Raw genomic sequence first — 26,486 nt, forward strand, 5'->3', positions numbered from 1 at the left:
ATGCGTCCCGTCGGCGAAAATCCCGATACAATCGAAAGGCGCGGCGTGACGCGATTTCCCTATATCCGCTGGACGATCATCGCGCTGTTCGTCGGGGCGATGGTCATCAACTATCTGACGCGCAGCATCCTGGGCGTCGCCGCGCCCGCGATCATGACCGAGCAGCATATCTCGGCGCAGCAATATTCCTGGATCACCGGCGCGTTCCAGTTCGGCATCATGTTCCAGCCGGTGGCGGGTTACCTGCTCGACCTGATCGGGTTGAAGATCGGCTTCACCCTGTTCGTCGCGGTCTGGTCGTGCATCACCATCGGGCACGGCTTTGCGAGCGGCTGGATGGGGTTCGCCGGGCTTCGCGGCGCGCTGGGGCTGGTCGAGGGATCGGCGCAGCCCGCGGGCATGAAGCTCGTCGCCGAATGGTTTCCGGCGCGCGAGCGCGGCCTGGCGGGCGGCCTCTATCAGATCGGCGCGTCGTTCGGTGCGGTGTTCGCCCCGCCGCTCGTCGCCTGGGCGGTCTTTCATCATAGCTGGCGCGCGGCGTTCTTCGTGGCGGGCGGGCTGGGGCTGCTCTGGGTAGTCGCCTGGCTGCTCTGGTACGCGCCGCCCGCCCGGCACCGTATGCTGTCGCCGCGCGAGCGCACGCTGATTGTCGAGGGGCAGGAGGCCGCGCTCGCCAGGAAGCGCCGCCGCCCGCCGCTGCGCGAATTGCTTGGCCGCCGCAACCTCTGGGCGATCGCGGCGGCGCGCTTCCTGGCCGATCCGGTCTGGGGGATGCTGTCGCTATGGATGCCGCTCTATCTCGTCCAGGCGCGGCATTTCGACCTGACCCAGATCGCGCTGTTCGCCTGGCTGCCCTTCCTCGCCGCCGATCTGGGGTGCCTGTTCGGGCCGGCCGTGGTCGCCTTTCTCCAGCGGCGCGGGATCAACCTGATCGACGCGCGGCGCGGGGCCTTCACGCTGGGCGCGGTGCTGATGACCGGCATGATGTTCGTGGGCAGCGTGACCAGCCCGGTCGCCGCCGTCGCGCTCCTGTGTCTGGGCGGTTTCGCGCACCAGACGCTGTCGGTGACGGTCATCACCCTGTGTTCCGACCTGTTCCCGCAGGATCAGGTGGCGACCGCGACCGGCGTGTCGGGGACGGCGGCCAATCTGGGCGTGCTGCTCTTCACCCTGACGCTCGGCTCGCTGGTCGACCAGGTCGGTTATCAGCCCTTTTTCATCCTGCTCGGCCTGCTCGATCTGGCGGGCGCGGCTCTCCTCTGGACCCTGGTGCGCAAACCCGCATGACCCCGATCAATCCCATCCTGCGCGGCTTCAACCCCGATCCGTCGATCGTCCGGGTGGGCGAAGACTATTATATCGCGACCTCGACCTTCGAATGGTATCCGGGCGTCCAGATCCATCACAGCCGCGATCTGGCGAACTGGACGCTGGTCGCACGGCCGCTGGTCCGCGCGGGCCAGCTCGACATGCGCGGCAATCCCGATGGCTGCGGGGTGTGGGCGCCCGATCTCAGTTACAAGGACGGGCGCTTCCACCTGATCTTCACCGATGTGAAGCGCTATGGCCGCACCACCATCGACGGCGCGAAGGGCGCGTCGCTGCGCGATTTCCACAATTACTGGGTGTCGAGCGAGCGGATCGACGGCGACTGGACGGACGCGGTCCATCTGAACAGCAGTGGATTCGACCCGGCGCTGTTCCATGACGATGACGGGCGCAGCTGGCTGCTCAACATGCTGTGGGACCATCGCCCCGACCGAAAGCGCTTTGCGGGCATCGTGGTGCAGCAAATGGACCTGACCAGCGGCCGCCTGATCGGCGAACGGCGTGTCATCTTCGAGGGGACATCGCTCGGCTTCACCGAGGGGCCGCATCTCTACAAGCGCGACGGCTGGTATCATCTGCTCGTCGCCGAGGGGGGGACCGAGCGCGGCCATGCCGTGGTGATGGCCCGGTCGCGCGACCTGTTCGGCCCCTATGAGACGCATCCCGACGGCCCCGTGCTGACCATGCGCGACAGGCCCGACGCTCCGCTGCAGCGCACCGGCCACGGCGATCTGGTCGACACGGCGGAGGGGGAGACGTGGATGGCCTATCTCTGCGGACGCCCGCTGCCCCAGAGCGACCGCTGCGTGATGGGGCGCGAGACGGCGATCCGACGCATGGCCTGGGGAGCGGATGGCTGGCTGCGCTGTGCCGAGGAGCCGCCGGTGGTCGATGCCCCCGAACGGATCGAGGCGCATGACGCGTTCGACTCGCCCGATCTGCCCGCCGCCTTCCAATGGCTGCGCACGCCCGATCCCGACCATCTGTTCAGCCTGACCGGACGGCCGGGCCATCTGCGCCTGTACGGGCGCGAGACGATCGGCAGCCATTTCATTCAGTCGCTGGTCGCGCGCCGTCAGACCGCGTTCCGCTATGACGCGCAGACGCTGGTCGACTTCACCCCCGAGCATTTCCAGCAGGCGGCAGGGCTGGTCTGTTATTACAACAGCAGCAAATATCTCTACCTGCACCTGACCGCCGACGATGCCGGGCGGCGGCAGGTGCAGGTCCTGTCGGTCCTGCCGATCGGCGAGGGGCGCAGCGTGCTGAGCACGCCGGTCCCCGCGCCCGAGGGACCGATCGAGCTGCGCGTCGCGGTCGATCATGAGCGGCTGCGCTTCGCCTTCCGGGCCGAGGGGGCGGGCGCGTGGCAATGGCTGCCCGAGGCGTTCGACGCCAGCCTGTTGTCGGACGAGGCCACGTTGCAGGGGCTGCCCAATTTCACCGGCACCTTTGTCGGCATGGCCTGCCAGGACATGGCGGGCACCGGGCGCCATGCGGATTTCCGATGGTTCCGCTATGTGGACGATCCCGAACCGCACGAATGACGGCAAACAGGCCGGGCGGATCAGCCGCCGCGCTGCGCCTGCGGGTAGAGCCAGGGTTTGGCGAGCGCGATGCCCGCCAGATTCTGGGTCCGCCTTATGTGGCGAAGCCGGAAGCGCCCCGGCGGGCGCGGCAGGTCGGACCAGAGCCGGTGATGCGCGCGATAGGCGGGCGGGACCCGGACGCGCCCGCTCGCCTGCCCGATGACCGCGAGCGAGTCGCCCAGCAGCAGCGCGTCGGCCAGCCCCGCATCATGGGCCAGCCGGGTCGCGGCGATCAGCGCCAGCCATTCGGCGTCCATGCTGTCGCCCGGTCCGGCCATGCGCGCGACATGGGCATGGCCGCCCATCACCACCGCCCATTCCAGGCCGGTGGGACGCAGCCCGCCGTCGAAGAAGATCTTCACGCCGCGATGCTGCGCGCGACCGCCTCGGCCGTCTTGATCCCGTCGACCGCCGCCGACAGGATGCCGCCCGCATAGCCCGCGCCTTCGCCCGCCGGGAACAGCCCGCGGGTGTTCAGGCTGTGCCCATCCTCGCCGCGCGTGAAGCGGACGGGGGAGGAGGTGCGCGTCTCGACGCCGGTCATCACCACGTCGGGATGGTCATAGCCCGCGATCTGACGGCCGAAGACGGGGATCGCCTCGCGCATCGCCTCGACCACGAAGTCGGGCAGGCATTGCGACAGGTCGGTCGGGGTGACGCCGGGGCGATAGGAGGGGGTGACCGATCCCAGGCTGGTCGAGGGGCGCCCCGCCAGGAAGTCGCCCACCCGCTGCGCGGGCGCCTTGTAGTTGGAGCCGCCCGCGACATAGGCGCGCTCCTCCCAATGGCGTTGCAGCGCGAGGCCCGCCAGCGGATCGCCGGGAAAGTCGCGCTCCGGATCGATCGCGACGACGAAGCCCGAATTGGCGTTGCGCTCGTTGCGCGAATATTGGCTCATCCCGTTGGTCGCGACGCGCCCCTCTTCGCTGGTCGCGGCGACCACCGTGCCGCCGGGGCACATGCAGAAGCTGTAGACGGTGCGCCCGTTCTTGCAGTGGTGCGAGATGTGATATTCGGCCGCGCCCAGGATCGGATGTCCCGCCTGGTGGCCGAAGCGCGCGCGGTCGATCCAGCCCTGCGGATGCTCGATGCGTACCCCGATCGAAAAGGGCTTGGCCTCGACATGGACACCCGCCGCCTGGAGCATCGCGAAGCTGTCGCGCGCGCTGTGCCCGATCGCCAGGACGACGTGATCCGCCTCCAGATAGCCGCCGCCGTTCAGATGCAGCCCGCGCACCCGCCGCTCGCCCGATCCGTCGGTCTCGACGTCCAGCCCGTCGACGCGGGTGGAGAAGCGATATTCGCCGCCCAGCTCCTCGATGGTCGCGCGCATGCTCTCGACCATCGTCACCAGGCGGAAGGTGCCGATATGCGGATGCGCCTCGGTCAGGATCTCGGGCGGCGCACCGGCCTTCACGAACTCGGTCAGCACCTTGCGGTTCAGGTGGCGGGGGTCCTTGATCCGGCTGTAGAGCTTGCCGTCCGAAAAGGTGCCCGCCCCGCCTTCGCCATATTGGACGTTGGATTCGGGGTTCAGCACGCTGCGCCGCCACAGGCCCCAGGTGTCCTGCGTCCGCTCGCGCACCACCTTGCCGCGCTCCAGCACGATCGGCCGGTATCCCGCCTGCGCCAGCACCAGCGCGGCGAACAGGCCGCAGGGCCCCGCACCGATGACGACGGGGCGCTTCGCACCCGGCGGCGGCGCGGCCGGCAGGTGATAGCGGGTGTCGGGGGTCCGCTGAACATCGCGGTCGCGGCGGAACCGCTCCAGCACGGCGGCCTCGTTCTTCAAGTTCACGTCGACCGAATAGACGAGCTGGATATTGCCCTTGTCCCGCGCATCATGACCGCGCCGGGCGACGGTGAAGCGGATCATGTCGCGCGGGGTCACGCGCAACCGGCGGCAAATGGCCGCGGGCAGCGCCTCGTCCGCATGATGGAGAGGCAGTTTCAATTCACTGAGGCGGATCATGGTCCGCGCCATATAGAATTGCGCGGCGGGCCGCCATTGCCCGCGTGTGCCGGGCGTCAGTCGAGGATCAGCATCTTCTGGATGATCCCGTTCCCTTCGCGCCAGGTGCGAAAACCCATGGCCTCATAATAGCCAAGGCCAACGGCATTGTCCGCGCCGATCGACGCATCGACCCGGCCCAGCCCGGCGGCGATCGCGGCCTCCCGGCTGACGGCGAACAATGCCTTGCCGACGCCGCGACGATGCGCGCGCGGGCTGATATGCGTGCCGATGATGCCCCATCCCTCGGGCACATCGTAGGGATTGCCCGCGACGGCGCGTTTCAGCGACTGAAACCCCAGCACCGCGCCATCGCCATCGACGGCAACGCTGCACCGTATCCCCTCGGGTCCAGCGATGTAATGCGACAAGGCAAAGGCCGGATCGTGCGGGCGTACCCGGCCGGTCATGGCGATGATCTCGCGGAGGACGCGGCTCATCGGCACGGCATCGTCCGGGGTGGCGGTGCGAATGATCATAGGGTCTTCGACGTGGTGAGCGGGAACGCCATCCTATCAGGCGGCGGCGCGATCGCCAGCGCCGGGGTTCACATCCGGGCGCGGGTCAGGTGATGGCGCGGGGCCTCGGGCACGGCGACCTGCGCCATGATCTCGGCCTGCAGGGTGGGCCAGCCTTCGCCGAACCAATATTCGCCGCGTTCCGCCCGGATGATCGGGTCGCCGCTGGTCGCGACATCCTCGACGGGCAATGTCTGCTGGTCGGGCACGTCGAAGAAGCTGCGCACGATCGGCGTGGTCGGGCTCTCGCCCTCGCGCACCACGATGCCCAGCCGGTTGGAGTGTAGCCGGACCAGCGCGCCAAAGGGTTGGATGCCGAGACAGGCGATGAAGGCGCGCAGCATCGCAGGGTCGAAATGCCCCTCCCATTCCAGCATCTGGGCCAGCGCCTCGTGCGGCGACCAGGCGCGCTTGTAGGACCGGATCGAGGTAACCGCGTCATAGACGTCGCACACCGCCGCCAGCCGGGCGAAGCGGCTGATCTCCTTGCCCTTCAGTCCGTCGGGATAGCCGGTGCCGTCCATCTTCTCGTGATGATGGAGGCACACGTCGAGAATGCGCGGGTCGAGATCCTCCAGGTCGAGCAGCATGCGATGCCCCAGGCCGGGGTGAAGCCGGATCTGCGCCAGCTCCTCGCCGGTCAGGCGGCCGGGCTTGTCGACGATCTCGGCGGGGACCTGCATCTTGCCGATGTCGTGCAGCATCCCGGCCAGCCCGGCGACGCGGACATCGTCGTCGTCCATGCCCAGATGGCGGGCCAGCCCCATCATCAGCGTGCCGACCGCGACCGAATGGATATAGGTATATTGGTCCTTGTCCTTCAGCCGGGTGACCGCGATCAGCGCGGCACCATTATGGCTGGTCGCATGGGCGATCTCCTCGACCATGGGCAGCAGGTCGGCGGTGCGGATGGCGCGGCCCAGCCGTGCCTCGGCGAACAGCCTGGTGATGGCGGCGATGGCGCGTTCGGCGGTGGCGGCGGCGCGCTCCAGCTCGGTCGGCGGCTTGCGGCGCCGGGGGCGGATCGCGACGACCGGCTCGGGCGCGGCGGCGGCGGGGGGCTCGGCGGGCGGGGCGGGATCGTCGCGGTCGCGGCTGTCGGCCATGGCCATCGCCTTCAGCCCGCGCCCCTTGGCCAGATCGATGGTGATCTGCGGCACCGATTCGTGAATCAGCGCCTGGTCCTGCGGACTGATCAGCAGAAAGCTGCGCCGCCAGAACGGGTTGTGAATCCAGGAACAGTGCACGGCATGAACGAACATGCCCAATTCCGCCTGATCTCCCCGGATTCGGATATACCGATTCGTGTCCCCATCGTCACTCATGGACCGCGCTTAACCGAGAGCAGGTAAAGGCTTGGTTGCGGTATGGCGGGGCGCGGCCGCGCGCGCGGGCCCTGCCGCATCGGTCCGAAAGAGCGACCGATTTGGTCAGACTGGCGCCGGACCCGACGAGCCCGCAATGCGATAATCACTTGCAATAGCGTTGACTATGCGAGTCTTTAGCAATAGCGCGCGGGCAAAGGGGAAATCATCATGTCACAATCCTTCATCGCCTTGTCCTGCGTGGGCTTTCTGGCGACCGCACCGGGGATCGCCGCCGCCGAGGATGCGCGCCGCGCCGATCCCGCCGCGACCCATGCGCAGGACGCCACCGGGCAGCGCGACGTGGTCGTGACCGGACAGCGTGCGACCGGCGCCGCCGTGCTGGAAAGCCCCAAGGCGACCGCCCCGCTGCTCGACACGCCGCAGACGATCACCGTGGTCAGCGAGCAGACGATCCGGAAACAGAATCTCCAGACGCTGCGCGACGTGCTCCAGACGATTCCGGGCATCACCTTCGGCGCGGGCGAAGGCGGCGGCGGCTATGGCGATTCGATCAACCTGCGCGGCTATTCGGCGAGCAACGACGTCACGATCGACGGCGTCCGCGACAGCGCGCAATATAGCCGGACCGACCCGTTCAACCTCCAACAGGTCGAGGTCTATAACGGCGCGAACAGCGTCTTCAACGGATCGGGATCGGTCGGCGGCACGATCAACCTCGTCTCCAAGGTGCCCACGGCCGAGACGCTGACGATCATGCAAGGGTCGGTCGGCACCGACAATTATTATCGCGGCGCGGTGGACAGCAATGTCCGCGCCTCCGACTTGGTCGCGGTGCGGCTGAACGCGGCCTATCACCATAACGACATACCCGGCCGCGACGTCGAGAAGATGGAGCGCTGGGGCGTCGCGCCCTCGGTCACGATCGGCATGACCGGCCCGACCAGCCTGACGCTGGCCTATGTCCATCAGGAGGATCGCAACACGCCGATGTACGGCGTGCCCTATTTCGACAACGGGCTGGTCGACGGCTTCGTGCCGGGCGCGAGCCGCAGCGCCTATTTCGGCACCGCCAATCTCGACCGGCAGGACATCACCGTCGACCGGTTCACCGCGACCTTCCGGCATCAGGTCGATGCGCATCTCAGCCTGCGCAACCTGACCCGCTGGCAGCAGGTCACGCAATATAGCGTCACCTCCGCGCCGCAGGGGACCTTCTGCCTCGCCGCGACCGGGCGGCAGCCGATCACCGCGACGCCGGGCGCGACCGTGGGGGCGGCCTGTCCCGCCAATGTGCCGCCGGGCTATTATCTGCCGTCCGGCCCGCGGGGCTATGTGCGCGATCAGCGCAACCAGATGCTGTACGACCAGTTCGACGTGCGGCACGAGGCGGGGGCCAAGGGCGGCCTTCACAATGTCCTGAATGTCGGCCTGTCGGGGACGCTGGAGAATTACCGCATCACCACCGCCTCGCTGCTGCGCAACGCCAATGGCAGCGCGGTCTCGCCGCTGCCGCTGATCGCCATCGCCGCGCCGAACACCGACTATACCGGGCCGATCAACCTGACCACGACCGCCCAGTCGCGCAGCGAGACGCGCAACCTGGCGGTCTATGCCTTCGACACGCTGGAGCTGAACCGCTTCTTCGAGCTGAACGGCGGCGTCCGGTACGAATATCAGGAGGCGAATTTCCGCGCCCTGCCGCTGGCGGTGGTGCCGCCGGGGACGATCCCGCTGACCGCGCTCCAGGCCCAGCCGCAGGTCAGCCGCGAGCGGCTATTCTCCTGGCGGGTCGGCGGCGTGTTCCACCCGGTCGAGAATGTCAGCCTCTATGCCGGCTATGGCAATGCCAAGACCCCCTCGTCCGCGACCGTGCGGCTGGGCTGCGGCGTGCCCTCGACCGCGACCGCCGCGAATCCGTGCGCCGTCGCGCCCGAAACCGCGAAGAATTACGAAGCGGGGGTGAAGGCCGGGCTGTTCGACCGCCATCTGGAGGTGACCGCCGCCGTCTTCCGCAACGAACGCACCAATTACCGCGTCCCCTCCAACGATCCCGCGCTGCCCGCCGGGCTTCAGGTGCTGGACGGGCGTAGCCGGGTGGACGGCGTCGCGCTGGGCCTGTCGGGGGCGATCACCCCGGCCTGGACGATCTTCGCCAACTATACCTATCTCGACGGCAAGGTGCTGCAGAGCATTTCCAACCGCGACAAGGCGGCGGGCGTGGTCGATGTGCAGGCGAACAGCCAGCTGATCCAGACGCCCAAGCATTCGGGCAGCCTGTTCACCACCTACAAGCTGCCCTTCGGACTGGAGGTCGGTTACGGCCTGACCTATCAAGGCGACTTCGCGACCAATGCGCCGGTCGCGGCCAATCGCACCCAGTACCGGGCGGAGGATTATCTGATCCACCGCGCCTTCCTGGCCTATACGCTGGCCGAGAGCTGGACGCTCCAGCTCAACGTCCAGAACTTCACCGACGAGAAATATGTGACCGGCGTGCGCAACAATGTGAACGCGACGACCGGCGTCGTCACCGGCGGCTGGGCGGTGCCCGGCGATCGGCGGCAGGCGACGCTCAGCCTGTTCACCAACTTCTGAACGGACTAGCGTTGCCGTCATGCTGATCGCCATCCCCAACGTCCTCGATCCTGCTGGCGTGGCGCAGGTCCGCGCGATCGTCGATGCGGGGGAATGGGCGGACGGCAACGCCACCTCCGGCCCGCAGGCCGCGCTCGCCAAGCGCAACGCGCAACTGCCCGAGGACTCCGCCGCCGCCACCCAGGCGGGGCGGATGGTCCTCGACGCGCTGGGCCGCTCGCCGCTGTTCGTGGCGGCGGCGCTGCCGCTGAAGGTCTATCCGCCGCTGTTCAACCGCTATGCCGGGGGGCAGGCGTTCGACGTGCATGTCGACAATGCGGTTCGGCTGAAGCGCGGCAGCGATTTCCGCATGCGCAGCGACCTGTCGTTGACGCTGTTCCTCGAAGACCCCTCCGCCTATGACGGCGGCGAACTGGTGGTCGAGGATCTGTTCGGCGAACAGCGGGTGAAGCTGGGCGCGGGCGATGCGGTGCTCTACCCCGCCTCCAGCCTCCACCGAGTCGAGCCGGTGACGCGCGGGTGCCGCGTCGCGTCGTTCCTGTGGATCCAGTCGATGGTCCGCGACGATGGCGAGCGGCGCATCCTGTTCGACCTCGACCGCGCGATCCAGCGGGTCGGGGCGGAGAAGGGGCAGGGGGACCGATCGGTGGTCGAGCTGACCGGCGTCTATCACAATCTGCTGCGCCGCTGGGCCGACGCCTGAGCGGATCGCCCCGGTCCGGGCCGGGGCGACGAGGCTTCAGAACCGCCCGCGCAGCGTCACCCGCACATTGCGCGGCGCGCCCGGCATCGTCCACACATCGGCATAGCTGCTGCTGATATAATAGACGTCGAACAGATTCTCGAGGTCGAGCCGCACGTCGAAGCGCGGCGTCACCGCCCAGGTCGCATCGGCGCGCACGATCGTATAGGCGGGCAGGCGATAGCCGCTGGCGAAGGGGTCGCCGTTGCGCGCGCCGACATGGGTGACGCCGCCGCCGACCGTCACCGCCCCCACCCGCTGATGCAGGTCCAGCGCGGCGAGATGCTTCGGGACGTTGGACAGCGTGGTGCCGATCAGCGCGGTGTTCTTGTCATTACGCACCGTGGCGTCGGTGTAGGTGTAGGTCGCCGTGCCGGTCAGCCCGCTGGCCAGCCGCAGGTCGGCCACCGTCTCGACCCCGCGCGACCGCTGGCGGCCGATCTGGGTCTTGGTGAAGACGTCGGTGGCATTGGGGTTCAGCACGTTGCGCTTGGTCATGGTGAACAGCGCGGTCTGGCCGGTCAGCGCGCCGTCGAACAGCGCATATTTCGCGCCGATCTCGGTGGATTCGCTACGCTCGGCATCGAAGCTGCTGATCCCGTCCGACGGGTTCAGGCGCAGCGACTGGCCCCAGCTGGTGAACAACGAGAAGCGCGGGCTGGCCGCCCAGCTCAGCGCGGCGCGCGGGGTGATGCCGCGATCCACCGTATCCAGCCGCAGATCGCCGCGGACATGGTTCACCATCGTCTCGCGAAAGCTGTTCCAGCGCGCGCCGATCAGCGCGGTGAAATCGCCGAAGCGGATCAGGTCCTGCGCATAGATGCTCTCGCTGCGGAAGGAGTGGTGGCGGTTCTGGAACGCGGTCGGCACGGGCAGGGGCTGGCCATAGACGGGGGCGAAGGCGTCGATGGTCAGGATCGGCGCACCCGGCCGCCCGCGCGCCTGGTCCATGCGGAAATCCATGCCGTGGCGCACCCGGTCGGCCCCGATGCGCAGCTCGTGCGACAGGCCCAGCCAGTCGAGTTTCGCGGTCAGCTCGGCCCGCGCGGTCAGGTCCTGCCAGCGGAAATCGTGGAAGCGCCGCGACCGTCCGATCGTCCGGCCATCGGCCTGCACCCCGCGCGCGCCGAAATCGGGCTGGGTCGCATAGCCGGTCAGGAAGCCGTCGCGGCTGGACAGCCCGGCCTCCAGCGAGACGCGGTCGGACAGCGCGGCAAAGACGCTGCCCTGCTGCCACAGCATGCGCTGGGTCATCCGGCCATCGGCGGGCTCGCCCAGGAAGGTGTCGCGGTCCATGGCGCGCGCATTGCCCTTGATCGCCGCCACGCCGCGATCGATCGGCGCGCGGTTGCGCATGAACTCGGCCTGGTAAAGGAACCGCAGGTCCTGGCTCGGGGTGAACGAGACCGAGGGAGCGAGCAGCAGCCGGTCGGTGTGGACGAATTGGCGGAAGCTGTCGCCCTGTTCGGACACGCCGATCAGTCGTGCGGCCAAAGTATCGGTCACGGGGCCGCTGATGTCGCCGGTCGCGCGCAGCCGGTTCCAGCTGCCATAGCTGAGCGAGGTTTCGCCCTGGAGCGTCGTGGTCGGCGTCTTGGTGACGATGTTGAGCGAACCGCCGGGCTCGCCCAGCCCCGACAGCGCGGCGGCGGCGCCCTTCAGGAATTCGAACCGCTCGACCGTGGCGGTGTCGACCGGCGCGTTGAAGCCCAGGTTGCTGTTGAACCGGTTGATGAGGATGTCGGGGCCGCTATTCTCGTTCCCCGCAAAGCCACGGATCGAATATTTGTCCCACAGCCCGCCAAAGTCGTTCTGCCGCGCGACCCCGCCCGCCAGGTCGATCGTGTCGTCCAGCCGCGTCGCGCCCAGCCGGTCGATCAGCGCGCGGTCGATGACGCGCAGGCTCTGGGGATAGCGGGCGGGCGACGCGTCGGTGCCGGTGATGCTGGCATTGGCGTCGCGCAGGCCGGTGACGACGATATCGGTGCGGTCCGTCGCATCGTCCCGCACCGCCCCACCGCCCCGCAGTGCCGACGCGGTCTGCGCCTGAACGCCCTGGGCCATCATCGCCCCGGCCAGCAGCATGGCGCGTCCCATCGCCTTCGACATCATCACAAGCCCCCACATCAATCGATTTCGGGCGCGCCATATCGATAATGCTAATAACTCTCAATCATGAAGTGATGACGGGATAGCGTTACCTGTCACGCCGCTGACATGCCGCGCTGTCATGCGCCTGGGGCATGACGGTCGGGACTCGGGCAACTTCCGGGCGGCCATGGCGATGGAGGATCATGAAATGACCGGATTCTGGCGAATCATCTCCCATGCGGCGGCGCTGGCCGCAGCGTTCGCCCCATTGAGCGGCTGGGCAAAGCCGCTCAAGGTCATGACGTTCAACGTCCGCTATGCCTCGGACGAGGGGGCGGAGCGCTGGGCGGCGCGGCGGCCGGTGATGGTCGAGCTCATCCGCCGCGCCGCGCCCGACCTGATCGGGACGCAGGAACTGCTCCAGCGGCAGGGCGACGACCTGACCCGCGCGCTGCCCGGCTATCGCTGGTTTGGGCGCGACCGGCGCGGGGGGCATGACGACGAGCATATGGGCATCTTCTATCGCCCCGACCGGCTGACCCTGATCCGGCATGGCGATTTCTGGCTGTCGGACACGCCCGACATGGTGGGCAGCCGGAGCTGGGGCACCGACCTGCCGCGCATGGCGAACTGGGGCGTGTTCGAGACGAAGGGGGCGGAGCGCCGCCGCTTCCTGTTCGTCGACACGCATCTGCCGCACCGCGACGAGGATGCCGAGGCGCGCGACCGTGCCGCTAGGCTGATCCTGTCGCGGCTGCCCGCACTGGCGCAGGGGTTGCCGGTGGTGCTGGCGGGCGACATGAACGCCCGGCCCGACAGCGCCGCCTATCGCACGCTGGCGGGGGCGATGACCGATGCCTGGACCAGCGCCGCCGGGCGCGAAGGGCCGGAGATGACCTTTCACGACTTTACCGGCACGCCCGACCGGAGGATCGACTATCTGTTCCTGCGCGGCTTTCGCGCGGACCATATCGCGACCGATCGCTGGCACCGGGGCGCGACCTATCCGTCGGATCATTTCCCGGTCCGCGCCACCCTGTCCTTCGCGGCGAGGCACGGCCGGTAACGTCTTTTGCGATAGCGTTATCATTTGCCCGTTCCTATGCTCCCGCCGGAATCCGATGGCCGCGAACCGGCGGCCCGACGGGACAGGAGAGGGATGACGATGCGCGAAGGGCAATCACGGTCTGGCGCCGGGCGGCGGGCGATTCTGGCGCTGGCTCTGGGGGCGGCAATCGCCTGGCCGGTCATGGCCGAGGCACGGCCGCGCATCCTGACCCCGATGAGTGCGCATGCCGTCCTGCAACGCGACCGCCCGATCATCGTCGAGGGGACGGCGGACGCGGGCGAGCGGGTGAAGGTCACACTGGGCGGCAACAGCGCCGATGCCACCGCCGACCGCCAGGGTCGCTGGCGCGCGACCCTGCCCGCAATGGCGGCGGGCGGCGCGGCGCTGACCCTGACCGCGACCGGCCAGGACGGCGCGACCGATGCGATGGACGATCTGCTGATCGGTGATGTCTGGCTGTGCTCGGGCCAGTCGAACATGGAATATCCGACCAAGCAGGCGCTGAACGGCGAGATGCTGGTCAAGGGCGCGGCCGACGACCGCATCCGCCTGCTCGACATCGCGCATCATGTCGGCCTGTCGCCCGAGGAGGCGCTGGAGAAGCGCCCGGTCTGGGCCGCCGCCGCGCCCGCCAGCGTCGCCGATTTTTCCGCCGCCTGCTATCTGATGGTCAAGGATCTCGCGGCGAAGTCCAGGGTGCCGATGGGCGCGATCGATTCGAGCTGGGGCGGGACCAAGATCATTCCGTGGATCCCCGGCATCGATGCGCGCAAGCTGCCGGGTCTGGCCGCCGATGTCGACCTTCTGGCGCTCTATGCGCGCGACCATGCCGCCGGGCTCCGCGCCTTCGGCGGCCGCTGGGGCGAGTGGTGGCGCAAGGCCAGCGGGACCAGGGCGGGGCAGGAGCCCTGGAACGCGCCCGACCGCCTGAACTGGACCCCGGTGCCCAAATTCAGCCCGTGGGAGGATTGGGGCGTGCCCGCGCTGGCCGATTATAACGGGCTGGTCTGGTTCCGGCAGGGCTTCGATCTGGCCCAGGCCCCGACCGGCGACGGCGTGGTCGAGCTGGCCGGGATCGACGAGATGGACACGGTCTGGGTCAACGGGGTGGTCGTGGGCGCGACCTTCGGCTGGGGCGACTGGCGCCGCTACACCGTGCCCCGCGCGGCGCTTCGGAAGGGGCGCAACGAGATCGTCGTGGGGCTGGGCGACGGCTATGGGCCGGGCGGCATGTTCGGCCCGGCCGACCGGATCCGCTTCACCCCCGCCGGGGGAGCGCCGATTCCGCTCGGCACCGGCTGGCGCTATTCGGTCTACAAGCGCGACGACCAGAGCTATCCGCGCAGCCCCTGGGAAAGCCATGCGGGGATCGGCACGCTCTATAACGGCATGATCGCGCCGCTGGGGCCGATCGGGCTGAAGGGTGTCGCCTGGTATCAGGGCGAATCGGATGTGGGGCGCGCCGATTATGGCGATCGGCTGGCGCTCCTGATGGCGGGCTGGCGGCGGCAGTTCGGCGATCCGGCGCTGCCCTTCCTGATCGTGCAGCTCGCCAATTACGGTGCGCCGCCGGTCCGGATTGAGGATAGCGGCTGGGCGGCGCTGCGCGAGACGCAGCGTCTGGCGGTGCTGCGCGATCCGCACAGCGCGCTGGCCACGACGGTCGATATCGGCGTGCGCAACGACATCCACCCCGCCGACAAGAACGAACTGGCCAAGCGGCTGGTCTTTGCGCAGACGCATCTGGAGGCGGGCGACCGCGCCAATGCCTCCGGACCCATGATCGCCTCGGCGACGCGGGGGCAAAGCGAGGTGGTGCTGCGCTTCACCGGCGTGCAGGGTGCGCTCCACGCCTGGAGCGCGGCGGCGCCGATCGGGTTCGAGCTGTGTGGCGCCACCGCCTGTCGCTATGCCAACGCGACGGTGAACGGGTCGGAGGTGCGGCTGGCCGATGCCAGGCCCGGCGATGTCCGCGTCCGCTATGCCTGGGCCGACGCGCCGGTGGTCAATCTCTATGACGAAGCGCCGCATCCGGTGGTCCCGTTCGAGGCGGTGATCACCGACCAGTAGAGCAACCCGTCGCCCCAGCGCAGGCTGGGGCCTTTTGCGGATGACGACGATCCTTGCCGAAGATCCCAGCCTGCGCTGGGATGACGGTGTTTGTGGCTGGGCCCTTCGCCATGTCCTGCCTGCAACCCGTTGAGCCGCCACAAAAGGCGCTTGAAATAAAATTCCATCGGGTTGAAAGATAGCAACGACCCGATGGAATCGGGCGAAGCGTTGAGGAGAGAGCATGGCCGTGCCGCCAGAAGGCATTTCGCGCGCCAACCTGGCCCCGTTGCGACTGCATGTGCCCGAGCCGAAATTCCGGCCGGGCGATGCGGTCGACTTCGCCGGTGTCGAGGTTCCCCCCGCCGGAGCGCAACGCCGCCCGGACACCGCCGCGCCCGCCGACAGCTTCCACGAACTTGCCTATACGCTGGTCCGCGTGCTGGATGACGAGGGCCGCGCGGTCGGTCCCTGGGACCCCCGGCTTTCCCCCGATGCCTTGCGCCGTATGCTGCGCCACATGGTCCTGCTCCGCGCCTTCGACGAGCGCATGTTCCGCGCACAGCGCCAAGGCAAGACCAGCTTCTACATGAAGGCGCTGGGCGAGGAGGCGGTCGCGGTCGCCGCCGCCCATGCGCTCGACTATGAGGATATGTGCTTCCCCTCCTATCGCCAGCAGGGGCTGTTGATCGCGCGCGACTGGCCGCTGGTCGACATGATGAACCAGATCTATTCCAACAGCGCGGACCGGCTGGGCGGCAAGCAGCTGCCCATCATGTATTCGGCGAAAGAGGCCGGGTTCTTCTCGATCTCCGGCAACCTCACCACCCAATATCCGCAGGCCGTCGGTTGGGCGATGGCCTCGGCCGCCAAGGGCGATACCCGGATCGCCGCCGTGTGGTGCGGCGAGGGCTCGACGGCGGAGGGCGACTTCCACTCGGCCTGCACCTTCGCCGCCGTCTATCGCGCGCCGGTCGTGATGAACGTCGTCAACAACCAATGGGCGATCTCCAGCTTTTCCGGTTTCGCGGGCGCGGAGGCGACGACCTTTGCTGCGCGCGCGATCGGCTATGGCATTGCGGGCCTGCGGGTCGACGGCAATGACGCGCTGGCGGTCTATGCCGCCACCCAATGGGCCGCCGAGCGCGCGCGGACCAACCAGGGCGCGACGCTGATCGAGCATTTCACCTATCGCACCGAGGGGCATTCGACCTCGGACGACCCCACGCAATATCGCTCGGCGGGCGAGCCGACGGCGTGGCCGCTGGGCGATCCGATCCGGCGGTTGAAGGATCACCTGATCGCGCTGGGCGAGTGGGACGAGGAGCGCCACGCAACCCAGGACCGCGAGGTCGCCGAGGAAGTCCGCGCCGCGCAAAAGGCGGCCGAGGCGAACGGGATTCTCGGCCACGGCCTGCACCAGCCGCTCGACAGCCTGTTCGACGGCGTGTTCGAGGAGATGCCCTGGCATTTGCGCGAGCAGCGCCAGCAGATGCTCGACGAGGAAGAAGCGAGCGGACGGCCATGGGCGCGCAAGTGAATTTCCCCTCTCCCATCGGGAGAGGGAGGGGCCCGCTCGGCACCGCCGAGTGGGAGGGTGAGGGTATCCTCGCCTTACGTCCCACCCTCACCCTCCCGGCGCTATGCGCCTCCTTCCCTCTCCCAAAGGGAGAGGGACAGTGAGCGACACCATGACCGAGACTTTCGAACAGGCGGGCGAAACCATCCGCATGAACATGATCCAGGCGATCAACTCCGCCATGGACGTGGTCATGGCGCGCGATCCGGATGTGGTCGTGATGGGCGAGGATGTCGGCTATTTCGGCGGCGTCTTTCGTGCGACCGCCGGCCTGCAGAAGAAGTATGGCAAGACCCGCGTGTTCGACACGCCGATCACCGAATGCGGCATCATCGGCGTCGCGGTCGGCATGGGCGCCTATGGCCTGCGCCCGGTGCCGGAGATCCAGTTCGCCGACTATATCTACCCCGCGCTCGACCAGCTCGTGTCGGAGGCGGCGCGGCTGCGCTATCGCTCGGCGGGGGAGTTCACCGCGCCGATCACCGTGCGATCGCCCTTTGGCGGCGGTATCTTCGGCGGTCAGACGCACAGCCAGTCGCCGGAGGGCATCTTCACCCATGTCTCGGGCATCAAGACGGTGATCCCGGCCACCCCCTATGACGCCAAGGGCCTGCTGATCGCCGCGATCGAGGACAACGACCCCGTCCTCTTCTTCGAGCCGAAGCGCATCTATAACGGCCCGTTCAACGGCCATTGGGATCGCCCGGCGGAGAATTGGTCCAAGCATCCCGGCGGCGCGGTGCCGACCGGCTATTACCGCATCCCGCTGGGCAAGGCGGCGACGGTGCGCGAAGGCGAGGCGGTGACGATCCTCTGCTATGGCACGATGGTCCATGTCTGCGCCGCCGTGGTCGCGGAGATGGGCGTCGATGCCGACATCCTCGACCTGCGCACGCTGATCCCGCTCGACATCGCGGCGATCGAGGAATCGGTGAAGAAGACCGGCCGCTGCATGATCGTGCACGAGGCGACGCGGACGGGGGGCTTCGGCGCGGAGCTGTCCGCGCTGGTCCAGGAACGCTGCTTCTATCATCTCGAAGCGCCGATCGCGCGCGTGACCGGCTTCGACACGCCTTATCCGCACAGCCTGGAATGGGCCTATTTCCCCGGCCCGGTCCGTATCGGCCAGGCGCTCAAGACCTTGTTGAAGGACGCCTGACATGGCCCGTTTCACCTTCCGCCTGCCCGATATCGGCGAAGGCATCTCCGAGGCCGAGATCGTCGCCTGGCACGTTAAGCTGGGCGACCGGGTCGAGGAGGACCAGTCGGTCGCCGACATGATGACCGATAAGGCGACGGTCGAGATGGAATCGCCGGTGTCCGGCACGGTGGTCGAGCTGGCGGGCGAGGTCGGCGATCAGGTGCCGATCGGATCGGCGCTGATGGTGATCGAGACGGACGTGGTCGAGGCCGCGTCGCCCGCGACGGAAGAGGCAGTGCTCGAAGCCGAGAACCCCGGCGTCGAAGAAGCGCAAACTCCCTCTCCCCCTGTGGGAGAGGGCCGGGGTGAGGGGGAGCCACGGGGGTTTCGGCTTGCGGCGCCGCCCCCTCACCCCGGCCCTCTCCCACAAGGGGAGAGGGAGCAGAAGAAGGTGCTCGCGTCTCCAGCTGTCCGTGCGCGGGCGCAGGACTTGGGTATCGACCTCGCCAGCGTGAAGCCCGCCGAGGGCGACCGGGTGCGCCATTCGGATCTCGACGCCTTCCTGCGTTATGGTTCGGGGCAGGGCTATACCCCCGCCCGCACCCCCCGCGCCGACGAGCAAGTCCGCGTTATCGGTATGCGTCGCCGCATCGCCGAGAACATGGCCGCCTCCAAGCGCGCCATCCCGCATTTCACCTATGTCGAGGAAATCGACGTCACCGCGCTGGAGGACACCCGTGCGCAGCTGAATGCCGGGCGCGGCAATCGGCCCAAGCTGACGCTGCTGCCGCTGCTGATCGTCGCGATCTGCAAGACGCTGCCCGACTTCCCGATGCTGAATGCGCGCTATGACGACGAGGCGGGCGTCGTGACCCGAGCGGGCGCGGTGCATATGGGCATGGCGACCCAGACCCCCGCCGGGCTGATGGTCCCCGTCATCCGAAATGCCGAGAGCCGCAATGTCTGGCAGCTGGCGACGGAGATCGCGCGGCTGGCCGATGCGGCGCGCACCGGCAGCATTGCCGGGGGCGACATGGGCGGCGGCACCATCACGCTGACCTCGCTCGGGCCGCTCGGCGGGATCGCGACGACGCCGGTCATCAACCGGCCCGAGGTGGCGATCATCGGGCCCAACCGTATCGTCGAGCGGCCGGTCTTCCGCCCCGACGGACGCGGCGGCGAGACGATCGCGCGCGCCAAGCTGATGAACCTGTCGATCAGTTGCGATCACCGCGTCGTCGATGGCTATGACGCGGCAAGCTATGTCCAGGCATTGAAGCGGTTGCTGGAGACGCCGGTGATGCTGTTCGCGGATTGAGGGTCGATCCGGGGTGAGGGCGTGCGCTTCGACTTCGCTCAAGCTGAACCTCTGTGGGTAACTATTCCCCACCTCCGTTCCGCCTGAGCGAAGTCGAAGGCCACGCATGACCCCATCCACCGGCCACCCGCCCGGTCCTCGCAGACGGGCGGACGCCAGGGTCGCGCGCCGACCAAGCCTTGCCAACCGCGCCCCCGGCGTGGAACAGGGGCGGCATGACGACCGACCATAACGCCCGCACCGGCCTGATGCTCGGCATCGGGGCCTATATCAGCTGGGGCATATTGCCGCTCTATCTGAAGCTGTTGAAGGGCGTGCCCGCGCTTCAGGTGCTGGCCCATCGCATCCTGTGGTCGCTGTTGCTGCTGGCGCTGGTCGTGCTGGTCGCGCGGCGGGGGCGGGCGATCCTGGCGGCGGCGCGCGGGCGTACCCTGTTGCTGCTCTGCGCCAGCGCCGCGCTGATCGCCGTGAACTGGCTGGTCTATATCTGGTCGGTCCAGAACAACCATGTGCTCGAGGCGAGCCTGGGCTATTTCATCAACCCGCTGATCAACGTCGCGCTGGGCGTCGTGCTGCTGGGCGAGCGGATCCGGCGGGGACAGGCGGTGGCGGTGGGCATCGCCGCGCTGGGCGTGGCGGTGCTGGCGATCAGCGGGGGCGGGGCGATCTGGATATCGCTGACGCTGGCATTGTCGTTCGGATTCTATGGCCTGGTCCGCAAGGTCGCCGCGATCGACGCGCTGGGCGGCCTGACCATCGAGACGCTGCTGCTGGCCGCGCCCGCGCTGGCGGTGCTGGTGCAGGCCAGCGCCACCGGCACGGCGGCATTCGGGGTGGACCGGCATCTCGACATGCTGCTGATCCTGGCGGGGGCGGTGACCGCGGCGCCGCTGCTGATGTTCGCGGCGGCGGCGCGGCGGCTTCGCTATTCGACCCTGGGGCTGCTGCAATATCTAGCCCCGACATTGCAGTTCGCGCAGGCGGTGCTGCTGTTCGGCGAGCCGCTCAAGCCCGTGCACATCGTCACCTTCGCGCTGATCTGGGCGGGGTGCGCGCTCTATGCCTTTGACAGCGTGCGGGGGAGCCGGACGCCTGTCACCGCCGAGTAAATCGGCTCACCGCCGCCCGCTCTGCAATCTCGCGACCGCGCGCCGCAGCACCCCGCGCGGCGCCACCCGCGTGCTGGCGGCGGTCAGCCGGTTGAGCAGCCCCGACACCATCACCGCCTGGCCCCGGCCGAGCGCATCCAGCCCGTCGCGCACCACCTGGTCCGACGTGCCCGCAAAGCGTTCGAACAGCGGCGTCTGCGCCATGCCCGCGACATCGGCGAACTCGGTCCTGGTCGGCCCCGGACACAGCGCGGTGACGGTCACGCCGCGCCCCTTCACCTCTTCGTGCAGCGCCTCGGAGAAGTGCAGCACGAACGCCTTGCTGGCATAATAGACCGCCATATAGGGCCCCGGCTGAAAGGCGGCGGTGGACGCGACGTTCAGCACCGCACCCCGCCCGCGCGCCAGCATCGGGGGCAGCAGCGCATGGGTCAGCGCGACCAGCGCACGGGCATTCAGGTCGATCATCCCCAGCTGCGTCGCCAGATCGCCGTCCGCGAAAGGGCCCAGCGCGCCGTAACCGGCATTGTTGATCAGCGTATCGATATGCAAGCCGCGATCCGCCACCCCGTCGAGCAAGGTCTTCACTCCCTCCGGCCGTCCCAGATCGGCGGAGACGACATGTATCTCCACCCCCGGTCTCTGTCCCAGCTCCTGCGCCAGCGCGGCCAGCCGGTCGGTGCGCCGGGCGGTCAGGACCAAGGTCACCGGCTTTTTCGTCAGCGCGCGCGCAAAATCCGCGCCCAGCCCGGCCGATGCGCCGGTAATCAGGATGGTGTCGGTCATGGCCGCCTCCCAAATCGCGCGGCCGTCCCTATCCGTTCAGCCAGCCGCCGGTGAATCCCGCCCTTTGCAATCCGCGCCGCAGGTGCGGGTTCCGTCGCATCGTCTTCCAGATCAGGCCGGTGCGGTGATTCTCGATCATCGCGACGATCGGGCCCTGGTCGATGCCCAGATAATCCTTGTCGACCCAGCCGATGCCGGGGACGATCTCGCCATGTTTCAACGGCTCGGGCGGGTTGGTCAGCGTCGGGTTGAACGCATCGAGAAAGCCGTATTTGCCGTAGATGCCCTGGCCATAGCGGTCGTGCATCGCCTGCACCGCCGGAATCGCGATGTCGGGGGCGAAGGGGATGGACGCGGCGGCGGCCGTGGGCGCCAGCGTGCCGTCGTCGCGCTCGCCCGGCCCGCGCGCCGAATAGCTGTAGAATTCGCGCGGCAGGCCGTCGATCGTCTGGATGAAGTCGCCCGGCCCGTCGCACGCGGTCAGCCCCCAGATGTCCGCGCCATAGCCGCGCCAACGGCCCGGATTCTCGATGGCATAGCGTTGCTGGGCATAGGCGGCCCGGCGGCTGTTCTCGAAATAGTCGATGCCCTTGCCCGCCATATAGCCGTCGCGGATGCCTTTGAAGTCGACCCAGACATGGCTGTACTGGTGGCCGAACAGCGGCGCGAAATGGAGATGCGGCTGGCCCCAGCGATCCGACCAGCTCGGCTCGAACCGGCTGGACCAGGCCTGCCACGTCCCCTCCGGCAGCGGATGGGTGGGGGAGCCCAGCGCCAGCAGATAGAGCAGCATCCCCTCATTATAGGCGTCCCAGTCGGACTTGATGAACCCCGTCTCCGGGTGCCAGCCCATCGACAGCAAGGGCGCACGCGGGGTGATCCAGGTCCAGTCGGCCGCGCCGTAGATCCGGTCGGCGAGCGCGCGGATGCGGACCTCGTCGGGATGATCGCCGTCGAACCAGCTTTGCGCGAACAGCACGCCGCCCATCAGCAGCGCGGTGTCGACCGTCGACAGCTCGCACCGGGCGAAGCGCTGTCCCTTGGTGACGCCCAGGAAATGGTAGAAGAAGCCCTTATAGCCGCTGAACCCGGTCTCGCCCGGCCCCTGCGGCGCATCGGCGAAGAATTGCAGCGTGGTCAGCGTGCGAAGCCGGGCCTCTTCGCGGGTGATCCAGCCATTGACGACGCCGACCGGATAGGCGGTCAGCGCAAAGCCCACCGCCGCGATCGAGGCGAAGGACGGCGTCGGCCAGCGATCGGGGGCGAGGCCGGTCTCGGCATCGGTCGTTTCCCAGAAGAAGCGGAAGGTGCGTTCCTGCAGATCGCGGATCAGGTCGGGTTGAACCTGCGGAATGATGCGCGGCGCGCTCACCCGGCTCTGCGGCCCGGCACATCCCGTTATCAGGGCGACGAGGCTCAGCCCGCCCAGATTCAGGACGCCGCGGCGGTCGTACATGGTCTCTCCTTGCTTCTTTTCTGGTGCCGTGCCGTTCTGGACCCGGCCCGGTCGTTATGGCCCGCAACCTAGCCGGAACGACCCTTCACGGGGAAGAGCAGGAGGGGGCATGGCCGACCCCGGCGTCCCGGACGCCGTGCCGAGCGAAATATGTCGGCGATACAGTATGATGGGGGCGGCCGGGCGGCCCGATGCGGGCATGCCCGTCCAGCCATGCGAATAAAAAAATGTAACCGGTTACTTTGCCGGACGGCCGAGACGCCGAATCGGTACGGGGCGGGCCCTGCCCGATCCGGGCGGGCGCATCGGCGATGGGATGATCGCAAAAAGGGGAAAGGGCGGCTCGCCACCGAGCCGCCCGGCATCCTCTCCCGGCACGAAGCCTTGCAGCTTCCGATGCCTGATGCCGACCTGTTTTCGGCCGGTCATTCTGACATGAACGGCTCTTAATCCTGTCTTGGCCGCCCGCTCAAGCCCTTGTCGATGGACCTTGGGTTAAAGCGGTGATCCTGTGTCTTTCGAGCAACGGGTATGGTGCTGGCGGTTCGCGTGGAAACCGCGCTAAGAGGACGGCATGACAGTTGAATTTCGGCGTGACGCGGCGGTGGCGGTCCTGACGCTACGGAATCCGCCATATAATCATCTGGGGCTGGGAACCATTTCCGAATTAGGCGATGCGTTCGATTTGGCGGATCGCGATCCCGATATCCGGGCGATCCTTCTTCGATCCGAAGGTCGGGTCTTCTGCGCCGGGGCCGACCTGGTGAATGCCAACCCGGTGGCGGAGCCTTTGCCGCCGGGCGCGCGCAGTCCCTTCTATGTCGCGGCGGCGCGTCTGTTCGGGGTCGCCACGCCGGTCGTGGCGGCGGTGCAGGGGGCGGCGGTGGGCGCAGGCCTGGGGCTGGCGCTGGTCGCCGATTTCCGGGTGGCCACTCCCGAGGCGCGGTTCGTGGCCAATTTCGTCGCATTGGGGCTGCATCCCGGCTTCGGCATCTCGGCGGTGCTGGAGCGCGTGATCGGGCGGCAGCGCGCGGCGATGATGCTGCTCACCGGGCGGCGCATCCGGGGGGACGAGGCCGAACGCTGGGGGCTGGTCGACCAGCTGGTGCCGCCCGACCGGCTGGACGAGACGGCCCTGGCGCTGGCCCGGGAGATCGCGGCGGGCGCACCGCTGGCGGTGGCATCGACCCGCCGGACGCTGCGCGGCGACCTGCGTGCACTGGTCGAGGCGGCGACCGACCATGAACTCGCCGAGCAGGCCAGGCTGATGCGAACCGAGGATTTCGCCGAAGGGGTACGCGCGGTCAGCGAACGCAGGCCGGGGCGGTTCGTGGGGCGATAGGGGGCGGCAATTCCGACCCGCCGTTCAGCCTGAGCGAAGTCGAAGGCCAAGGGAATCACGCCGCCAGAAGCGCGGGGCGGCGGTTTAGCGTGGCCTTCGACTTCGCTCAGGCTGAACGGGCGGTGGGGTAGGGGGCGCGGCGCACGGCCCGCCGCCCCTCAGCCCTGCTTCGCCGCCAGTTCCGCCTTGCGCGCAGGCAGGGCGGCCAGGATCGCGCGGCGTTCCTCGGGCGGCTTGGCGCTCCAGTTCGAGATTTCGCGGATCGTCCGCGCGCAGCCCAGGCACCAGCCCGTCGCCTTGTCCATCGTGCAGACCAGCACGCAGGGGCTGGCGATGCTCGCGGGTTCCGGTTCGACGAAGCTGATGATGTCGAGCGACATGGGATCAGATCCCGAACGAAACCTTCAGGAAGTCCGGGATCGGGCCGTTCCAGCCACCGTCATCGGGCGCCTCGTCGGCGTTGGAGCGGCGGCGGTCGCGACGCCGCTCGTCGCCGCGCGGCGGGCGCGCCTCCTGGAACCGGGGCTGCTCCTGCCGGGGCTCCGGCTCGCGGGTCGCGCGGGCGCGCGGCGCCTCTTCGACCGGCTCGGGGGCGGGGGCGGCCTCGACCGGCGTCTCGGCGGCGCGCTGGCCGCGCTCGCGACGCGGACGGCGACCGGGGCGCTCCTCCTCGGCGGGGGCGGGCAGTTCCAGCCGGTCGATGGTCTGGCCGGTCAGCTTCTCGATATTCTCGAGATTCTCGGCATCGTCGGGCGCGACGAAGGTATAGGCGGTGCCGGTCGCGCCGCCGCGACCCGTACGGCCGATGCGGTGGACATAATCGTCCGGATGCCAGGGCGCGTCGAAGTTGAACACATGGCTGACGCCCTTGATGTCCAGCCCGCGCGCCGCGACGTCGGAGGCGACGAGGATATTGATCTCGCCCCGCTTGAACAGCTCCAACTCGGCCAGCCGCTGCGGCTGTTCCATGTCGCCGTGGATCTCGCCCGAGCGGAAGCCGTGCTGCTTGAGCGACTTGTTCAGCTCGCGCACCGTCGTCTTGCGGTTGCAGAAGATGATCGCGGTGCGAACCTCCTCCTGGCCCAGCAGCTGGCGCAGCCGCTTGCGCTTCTCGAACGACTGGGGCGCGACCGGCACCACGAACTGCGCGATGTTGATATTGGTCGAGGCGGGACGCGCGACCTCGATCGTCTTGGGGCTTTCCAGGAACTTGTCGGCCAGCTTCTTGATCGGCGGCGGCATCGTCGCGGAGAAGAGCAGGGTCTGGCGCTGCTTGGGCAGCTTGGTGCAGATTTCCTCGATATCGGGGATGAACCCCATGTCGAGCATCCGGTCCGCCTCGTCGATGACCAGCATCGAACAGCCGGTCAGCAGGATGTTGCCGCGCTGGAACAGGTCCATCAACCGGCCCGGCGTCGCGATCAGCACGTCGACGCCCTTTTCCAGCGCCTTGATCTGGTCGCCCATCGACACGCCGCCGATCAGCAGCGCCATGGAGAGCTTGTGGTTGGCGCCGTATTTCTCGAAATTCTCGGCCACCTGCGCGGCGAGTTCGCGCGTCGGCTCCAGGATCAGGCTGCGCGGCATGCGCGCGCGGCTGCGCCCATGCGCCAGGATGTCGATCATCGGCAGGACGAAGGAAGCGGTCTTGCCCGTCCCCGTCTGTGCGATGCCGATGATGTCGCGCATCATCAGGACGGAGGGGATGGCGGACGCCTGAATCGGTGTCGGCTCGGTATAGCCGGCATCGTGGACCGTCTTCAGGAGTTCGTCGGAGAGGCCGAGATCGGCAAAGCTCATGCAGTTTTCCGGAATATGGCGTGGAGTGGGAATCGCCCCGCGCTCGCCCAGCAAGGGTAGGCGCTTGCGGATTTGACGGCAAAAGTCAAGTTTTTGCCGCGTTCGGGTCGTGAATCACCCGCTTGCCGGACAGGGCGGCGATGGTCAGCGCGCCGGCGTCAGGGCGCGGAAGCGCTGGATATCGCAGGTGCCGCCCGCCCGCGTCCGGATCGGATCGCGTCGCGCGCAAATCTGGCCGTCGGCACCGGGGCGGATATAGAAGGTGGCGTAATAGTCGATCTGCCGACAGGCGCGCGACAGATGGGCGCGCACCCGGTTGCCGCCCGCCAGGACGATGTCGACCGTCCCCTCCTCGCCGGGCAGCGCGCCCGCCAGTTGTTGCGCGGGGATGCAGCGGGGGCCCTTGCGCTCCTTCCACCGGGTCGGCGTCATCACCCGCATCGGAGTGCGCGGCACCCGGACGATGACCCGCTCGCGGATCATGACCTGGGCGAAGTGCCTTTGCGGAAATGACGGATCGGCCGCCCCCAGCAAGGCGGGCGTTACCAGCGTCGCCAGAGTGGCGGCGGCAAGTGTCCAAGGGCGGCGCAGCATGTCAGCGGGACCCGCTCATAGCAGCGGTCGTTGAACACTT

General features: G+C 68.4%; 21 protein-coding genes. 11 read left to right on the forward strand and 10 right to left on the reverse strand.

The window, feature by feature from the left end:
- The first annotated feature begins 45 nt into the window (after positions 1-45).
- Together QE360_RS07120 and QE360_RS07125 are read left to right on the forward strand one after the other, a co-directional pair.
- Entirely contained in the window at positions 46-1,287 is a 1,242-nt protein-coding gene (locus tag QE360_RS07120) for an MFS transporter (protein ID WP_309700367.1), read from the forward strand.
- Positions 1,284-2,876 (forward strand): glycoside hydrolase family 43 protein, encoded by a 1,593-nt coding sequence (locus QE360_RS07125; protein ID WP_309700369.1) that lies wholly within the window; start codon positions 1,284-1,286, stop codon positions 2,874-2,876. Before QE360_RS07120 ends, QE360_RS07125 begins: the two co-directional genes overlap by 4 nt.
- A 20-nt stretch (positions 2,877-2,896) precedes the next feature.
- Here the strand turns inward: QE360_RS07125 and QE360_RS07130 are convergent, their stop codons facing one another.
- The 4 genes from QE360_RS07130 to QE360_RS07145 all read right to left on the reverse strand — a co-directional run bounded on the left by QE360_RS07130 (position 2,897) and on the right by QE360_RS07145 (position 6,772).
- Positions 2,897-3,280 carry a reverse transcriptase-like protein gene (locus QE360_RS07130; protein ID WP_309700371.1) on the reverse strand — a complete coding sequence of 128 codons (384 nt, stop codon included), beginning with the start codon at positions 3,278-3,280 and terminating at the stop codon, positions 2,897-2,899.
- Positions 3,277-4,890, reverse strand: coding sequence for an NAD(P)/FAD-dependent oxidoreductase (locus tag QE360_RS07135; protein ID WP_309700373.1), 1,614 nt, complete (start codon positions 4,888-4,890; stop codon positions 3,277-3,279). Before QE360_RS07135 ends, QE360_RS07130 begins: the two co-directional genes overlap by 4 nt.
- Positions 4,891-4,946: 56 nt before the next feature.
- Complete coding sequence (locus QE360_RS07140) at positions 4,947-5,408, reverse strand: GNAT family N-acetyltransferase (protein ID WP_309700376.1); 462 nt, start codon at positions 5,406-5,408, stop codon at positions 4,947-4,949.
- Positions 5,409-5,476: 68 nt separating this feature from the next.
- Positions 5,477-6,772 carry an HD-GYP domain-containing protein gene (locus QE360_RS07145; protein ID WP_309700378.1) on the reverse strand — a complete coding sequence of 432 codons (1,296 nt, stop codon included), beginning with the start codon at positions 6,770-6,772 and terminating at the stop codon, positions 5,477-5,479.
- Between the two features lie 210 nt (positions 6,773-6,982).
- Here QE360_RS07145 and QE360_RS07150 point away from each other — a divergent pair, with 210 nt between their 5' ends.
- Positions 6,983-9,370, forward strand: coding sequence for a TonB-dependent siderophore receptor (locus tag QE360_RS07150; protein WP_309700379.1), 2,388 nt, complete (start codon positions 6,983-6,985; stop codon positions 9,368-9,370).
- 19 nt (positions 9,371-9,389) lie between these two features.
- Positions 9,390-10,073: a Fe2+-dependent dioxygenase gene (locus QE360_RS07155; RefSeq protein WP_309700381.1), complete on the forward strand. Its 684-nt coding sequence runs from the start codon at positions 9,390-9,392 to the stop codon at positions 10,071-10,073.
- A 36-nt stretch (positions 10,074-10,109) separates the two neighbouring features.
- Here QE360_RS07155 and QE360_RS07160 read toward each other — a convergent pair whose 3' ends face one another.
- Positions 10,110-12,224, reverse strand: a complete 2,115-nt coding sequence (locus QE360_RS07160) for a TonB-dependent siderophore receptor (RefSeq protein WP_309700383.1) — start codon at positions 12,222-12,224, stop codon at positions 10,110-10,112.
- Positions 12,225-12,411: 187 nt separating this feature from the next.
- On the opposite strand from QE360_RS07160, the gene QE360_RS07165 reads away from it, so the two are divergent.
- From QE360_RS07165 to rarD, 6 genes are all read left to right on the forward strand, one after another.
- The gene (locus QE360_RS07165; RefSeq protein ID WP_309700385.1) at positions 12,412-13,269 is read left to right on the forward strand and encodes an endonuclease/exonuclease/phosphatase family protein; all 858 of its coding nucleotides are present in this window, start codon (positions 12,412-12,414) and stop codon (positions 13,267-13,269) included.
- 93 nt (positions 13,270-13,362) lie between these two features.
- Positions 13,363-15,342 (forward strand): sialate O-acetylesterase, encoded by a 1,980-nt coding sequence (locus QE360_RS07170; RefSeq protein WP_309700387.1) that lies wholly within the window; start codon positions 13,363-13,365, stop codon positions 15,340-15,342.
- Positions 15,343-15,565: 223 nt separating this feature from the next.
- Complete coding sequence (locus QE360_RS07175) at positions 15,566-16,861, forward strand: 3-methyl-2-oxobutanoate dehydrogenase (2-methylpropanoyl-transferring) subunit alpha (protein WP_309690782.1); 1,296 nt, start codon at positions 15,566-15,568, stop codon at positions 16,859-16,861.
- A gap of 190 nt (positions 16,862-17,051) precedes the next feature.
- Positions 17,052-18,059 carry an alpha-ketoacid dehydrogenase subunit beta gene (locus QE360_RS07180; protein WP_309704097.1) on the forward strand — a complete coding sequence of 336 codons (1,008 nt, stop codon included), beginning with the start codon at positions 17,052-17,054 and terminating at the stop codon, positions 18,057-18,059.
- A 1-nt stretch (position 18,060) separates the two neighbouring features.
- Positions 18,061-19,359, forward strand: a complete 1,299-nt coding sequence (locus QE360_RS07185; protein ID WP_309700389.1) for a dihydrolipoamide acetyltransferase family protein — start codon at positions 18,061-18,063, stop codon at positions 19,357-19,359.
- Positions 19,360-19,574: 215 nt separating this feature from the next.
- Positions 19,575-20,468 carry an EamA family transporter RarD gene (gene rarD / locus QE360_RS07190; RefSeq protein WP_309700390.1) on the forward strand — a complete coding sequence of 298 codons (894 nt, stop codon included), beginning with the start codon at positions 19,575-19,577 and terminating at the stop codon, positions 20,466-20,468.
- A 6-nt stretch (positions 20,469-20,474) separates the two neighbouring features.
- Here the strand turns inward: rarD and QE360_RS07195 are convergent, their stop codons facing one another.
- The gene (locus tag QE360_RS07195) at positions 20,475-21,254 is read right to left on the reverse strand and encodes an SDR family oxidoreductase (RefSeq protein WP_309700393.1); all 780 of its coding nucleotides are present in this window, start codon (positions 21,252-21,254) and stop codon (positions 20,475-20,477) included.
- 28 nt (positions 21,255-21,282) lie between these two features.
- The gene (locus tag QE360_RS07200; RefSeq protein ID WP_309700395.1) at positions 21,283-22,710 is read right to left on the reverse strand and encodes a glucoamylase family protein; all 1,428 of its coding nucleotides are present in this window, start codon (positions 22,708-22,710) and stop codon (positions 21,283-21,285) included.
- Between the two features lie 574 nt (positions 22,711-23,284).
- Between QE360_RS07200 and QE360_RS07205 the strand changes: the two genes are divergently transcribed.
- Complete coding sequence (locus QE360_RS07205) at positions 23,285-24,052, forward strand: enoyl-CoA hydratase/isomerase family protein (RefSeq protein ID WP_309700398.1); 768 nt, start codon at positions 23,285-23,287, stop codon at positions 24,050-24,052.
- Between the two features lie 158 nt (positions 24,053-24,210).
- On the opposite strand, the gene QE360_RS07210 is transcribed toward QE360_RS07205, so the two are convergent.
- The 3 genes from QE360_RS07210 to QE360_RS07220 all read right to left on the reverse strand — a co-directional run bounded on the left by QE360_RS07210 (position 24,211) and on the right by QE360_RS07220 (position 26,446).
- On the reverse strand, positions 24,211-24,432 hold the full coding sequence (locus tag QE360_RS07210) for a DUF1289 domain-containing protein (protein ID WP_309690770.1): 222 nt from the start codon (positions 24,430-24,432) through the stop codon (positions 24,211-24,213).
- Between the two features lie 4 nt (positions 24,433-24,436).
- Positions 24,437-25,852, reverse strand: coding sequence for a DEAD/DEAH box helicase (locus tag QE360_RS07215; RefSeq protein WP_309700400.1), 1,416 nt, complete (start codon positions 25,850-25,852; stop codon positions 24,437-24,439).
- A 144-nt stretch (positions 25,853-25,996) separates the two neighbouring features.
- Positions 25,997-26,446 (reverse strand): hypothetical protein, encoded by a 450-nt coding sequence (locus tag QE360_RS07220; protein WP_309700402.1) that lies wholly within the window; start codon positions 26,444-26,446, stop codon positions 25,997-25,999.
- Positions 26,447-26,486 lie beyond the last annotated feature (40 nt).

It is taken from the genome of Sphingomonas sp. SORGH_AS_0789, assembly GCF_031453055.1.
In the GTDB taxonomy this organism is placed as follows: domain Bacteria; phylum Pseudomonadota; class Alphaproteobacteria; order Sphingomonadales; family Sphingomonadaceae; genus Sphingomonas.

Coding starts and splice junctions, on each gene's coding strand:
- QE360_RS07210 (WP_309690770.1), bottom strand. CDS start 24,432: ATGTCGCTCGACATCATCAGCTTCGTCGAACCGGAACCCGCGAGCATC.
- QE360_RS07200 (WP_309700395.1), bottom strand. CDS start 22,710: ATGTACGACCGCCGCGGCGTCCTGAATCTGGGCGGGCTGAGCCTCGTC.
- QE360_RS07155 (WP_309700381.1), top strand. CDS start 9,390: ATGCTGATCGCCATCCCCAACGTCCTCGATCCTGCTGGCGTGGCGCAG.
- QE360_RS07205 (WP_309700398.1), top strand. CDS start 23,285: ATGACAGTTGAATTTCGGCGTGACGCGGCGGTGGCGGTCCTGACGCTA.
- QE360_RS07180 (WP_309704097.1), top strand. CDS start 17,052: ATGAACATGATCCAGGCGATCAACTCCGCCATGGACGTGGTCATGGCG.
- QE360_RS07150 (WP_309700379.1), top strand. CDS start 6,983: ATGTCACAATCCTTCATCGCCTTGTCCTGCGTGGGCTTTCTGGCGACC.
- QE360_RS07145 (WP_309700378.1), bottom strand. CDS start 6,772: ATGAGTGACGATGGGGACACGAATCGGTATATCCGAATCCGGGGAGAT.
- QE360_RS07185 (WP_309700389.1), top strand. CDS start 18,061: ATGGCCCGTTTCACCTTCCGCCTGCCCGATATCGGCGAAGGCATCTCC.
- QE360_RS07215 (WP_309700400.1), bottom strand. CDS start 25,852: ATGAGCTTTGCCGATCTCGGCCTCTCCGACGAACTCCTGAAGACGGTC.
- QE360_RS07165 (WP_309700385.1), top strand. CDS start 12,412: ATGACCGGATTCTGGCGAATCATCTCCCATGCGGCGGCGCTGGCCGCA.
- QE360_RS07140 (WP_309700376.1), bottom strand. CDS start 5,408: ATGATCATTCGCACCGCCACCCCGGACGATGCCGTGCCGATGAGCCGC.
- QE360_RS07220 (WP_309700402.1), bottom strand. CDS start 26,446: ATGCTGCGCCGCCCTTGGACACTTGCCGCCGCCACTCTGGCGACGCTG.
- QE360_RS07170 (WP_309700387.1), top strand. CDS start 13,363: ATGACGATGCGCGAAGGGCAATCACGGTCTGGCGCCGGGCGGCGGGCG.
- rarD (WP_309700390.1), top strand. CDS start 19,575: ATGACGACCGACCATAACGCCCGCACCGGCCTGATGCTCGGCATCGGG.
- QE360_RS07125 (WP_309700369.1), top strand. CDS start 1,284: ATGACCCCGATCAATCCCATCCTGCGCGGCTTCAACCCCGATCCGTCG.
- QE360_RS07160 (WP_309700383.1), bottom strand. CDS start 12,224: ATGATGTCGAAGGCGATGGGACGCGCCATGCTGCTGGCCGGGGCGATG.
- QE360_RS07135 (WP_309700373.1), bottom strand. CDS start 4,890: ATGATCCGCCTCAGTGAATTGAAACTGCCTCTCCATCATGCGGACGAG.
- QE360_RS07195 (WP_309700393.1), bottom strand. CDS start 21,254: ATGACCGACACCATCCTGATTACCGGCGCATCGGCCGGGCTGGGCGCG.
- QE360_RS07175 (WP_309690782.1), top strand. CDS start 15,566: ATGGCCGTGCCGCCAGAAGGCATTTCGCGCGCCAACCTGGCCCCGTTG.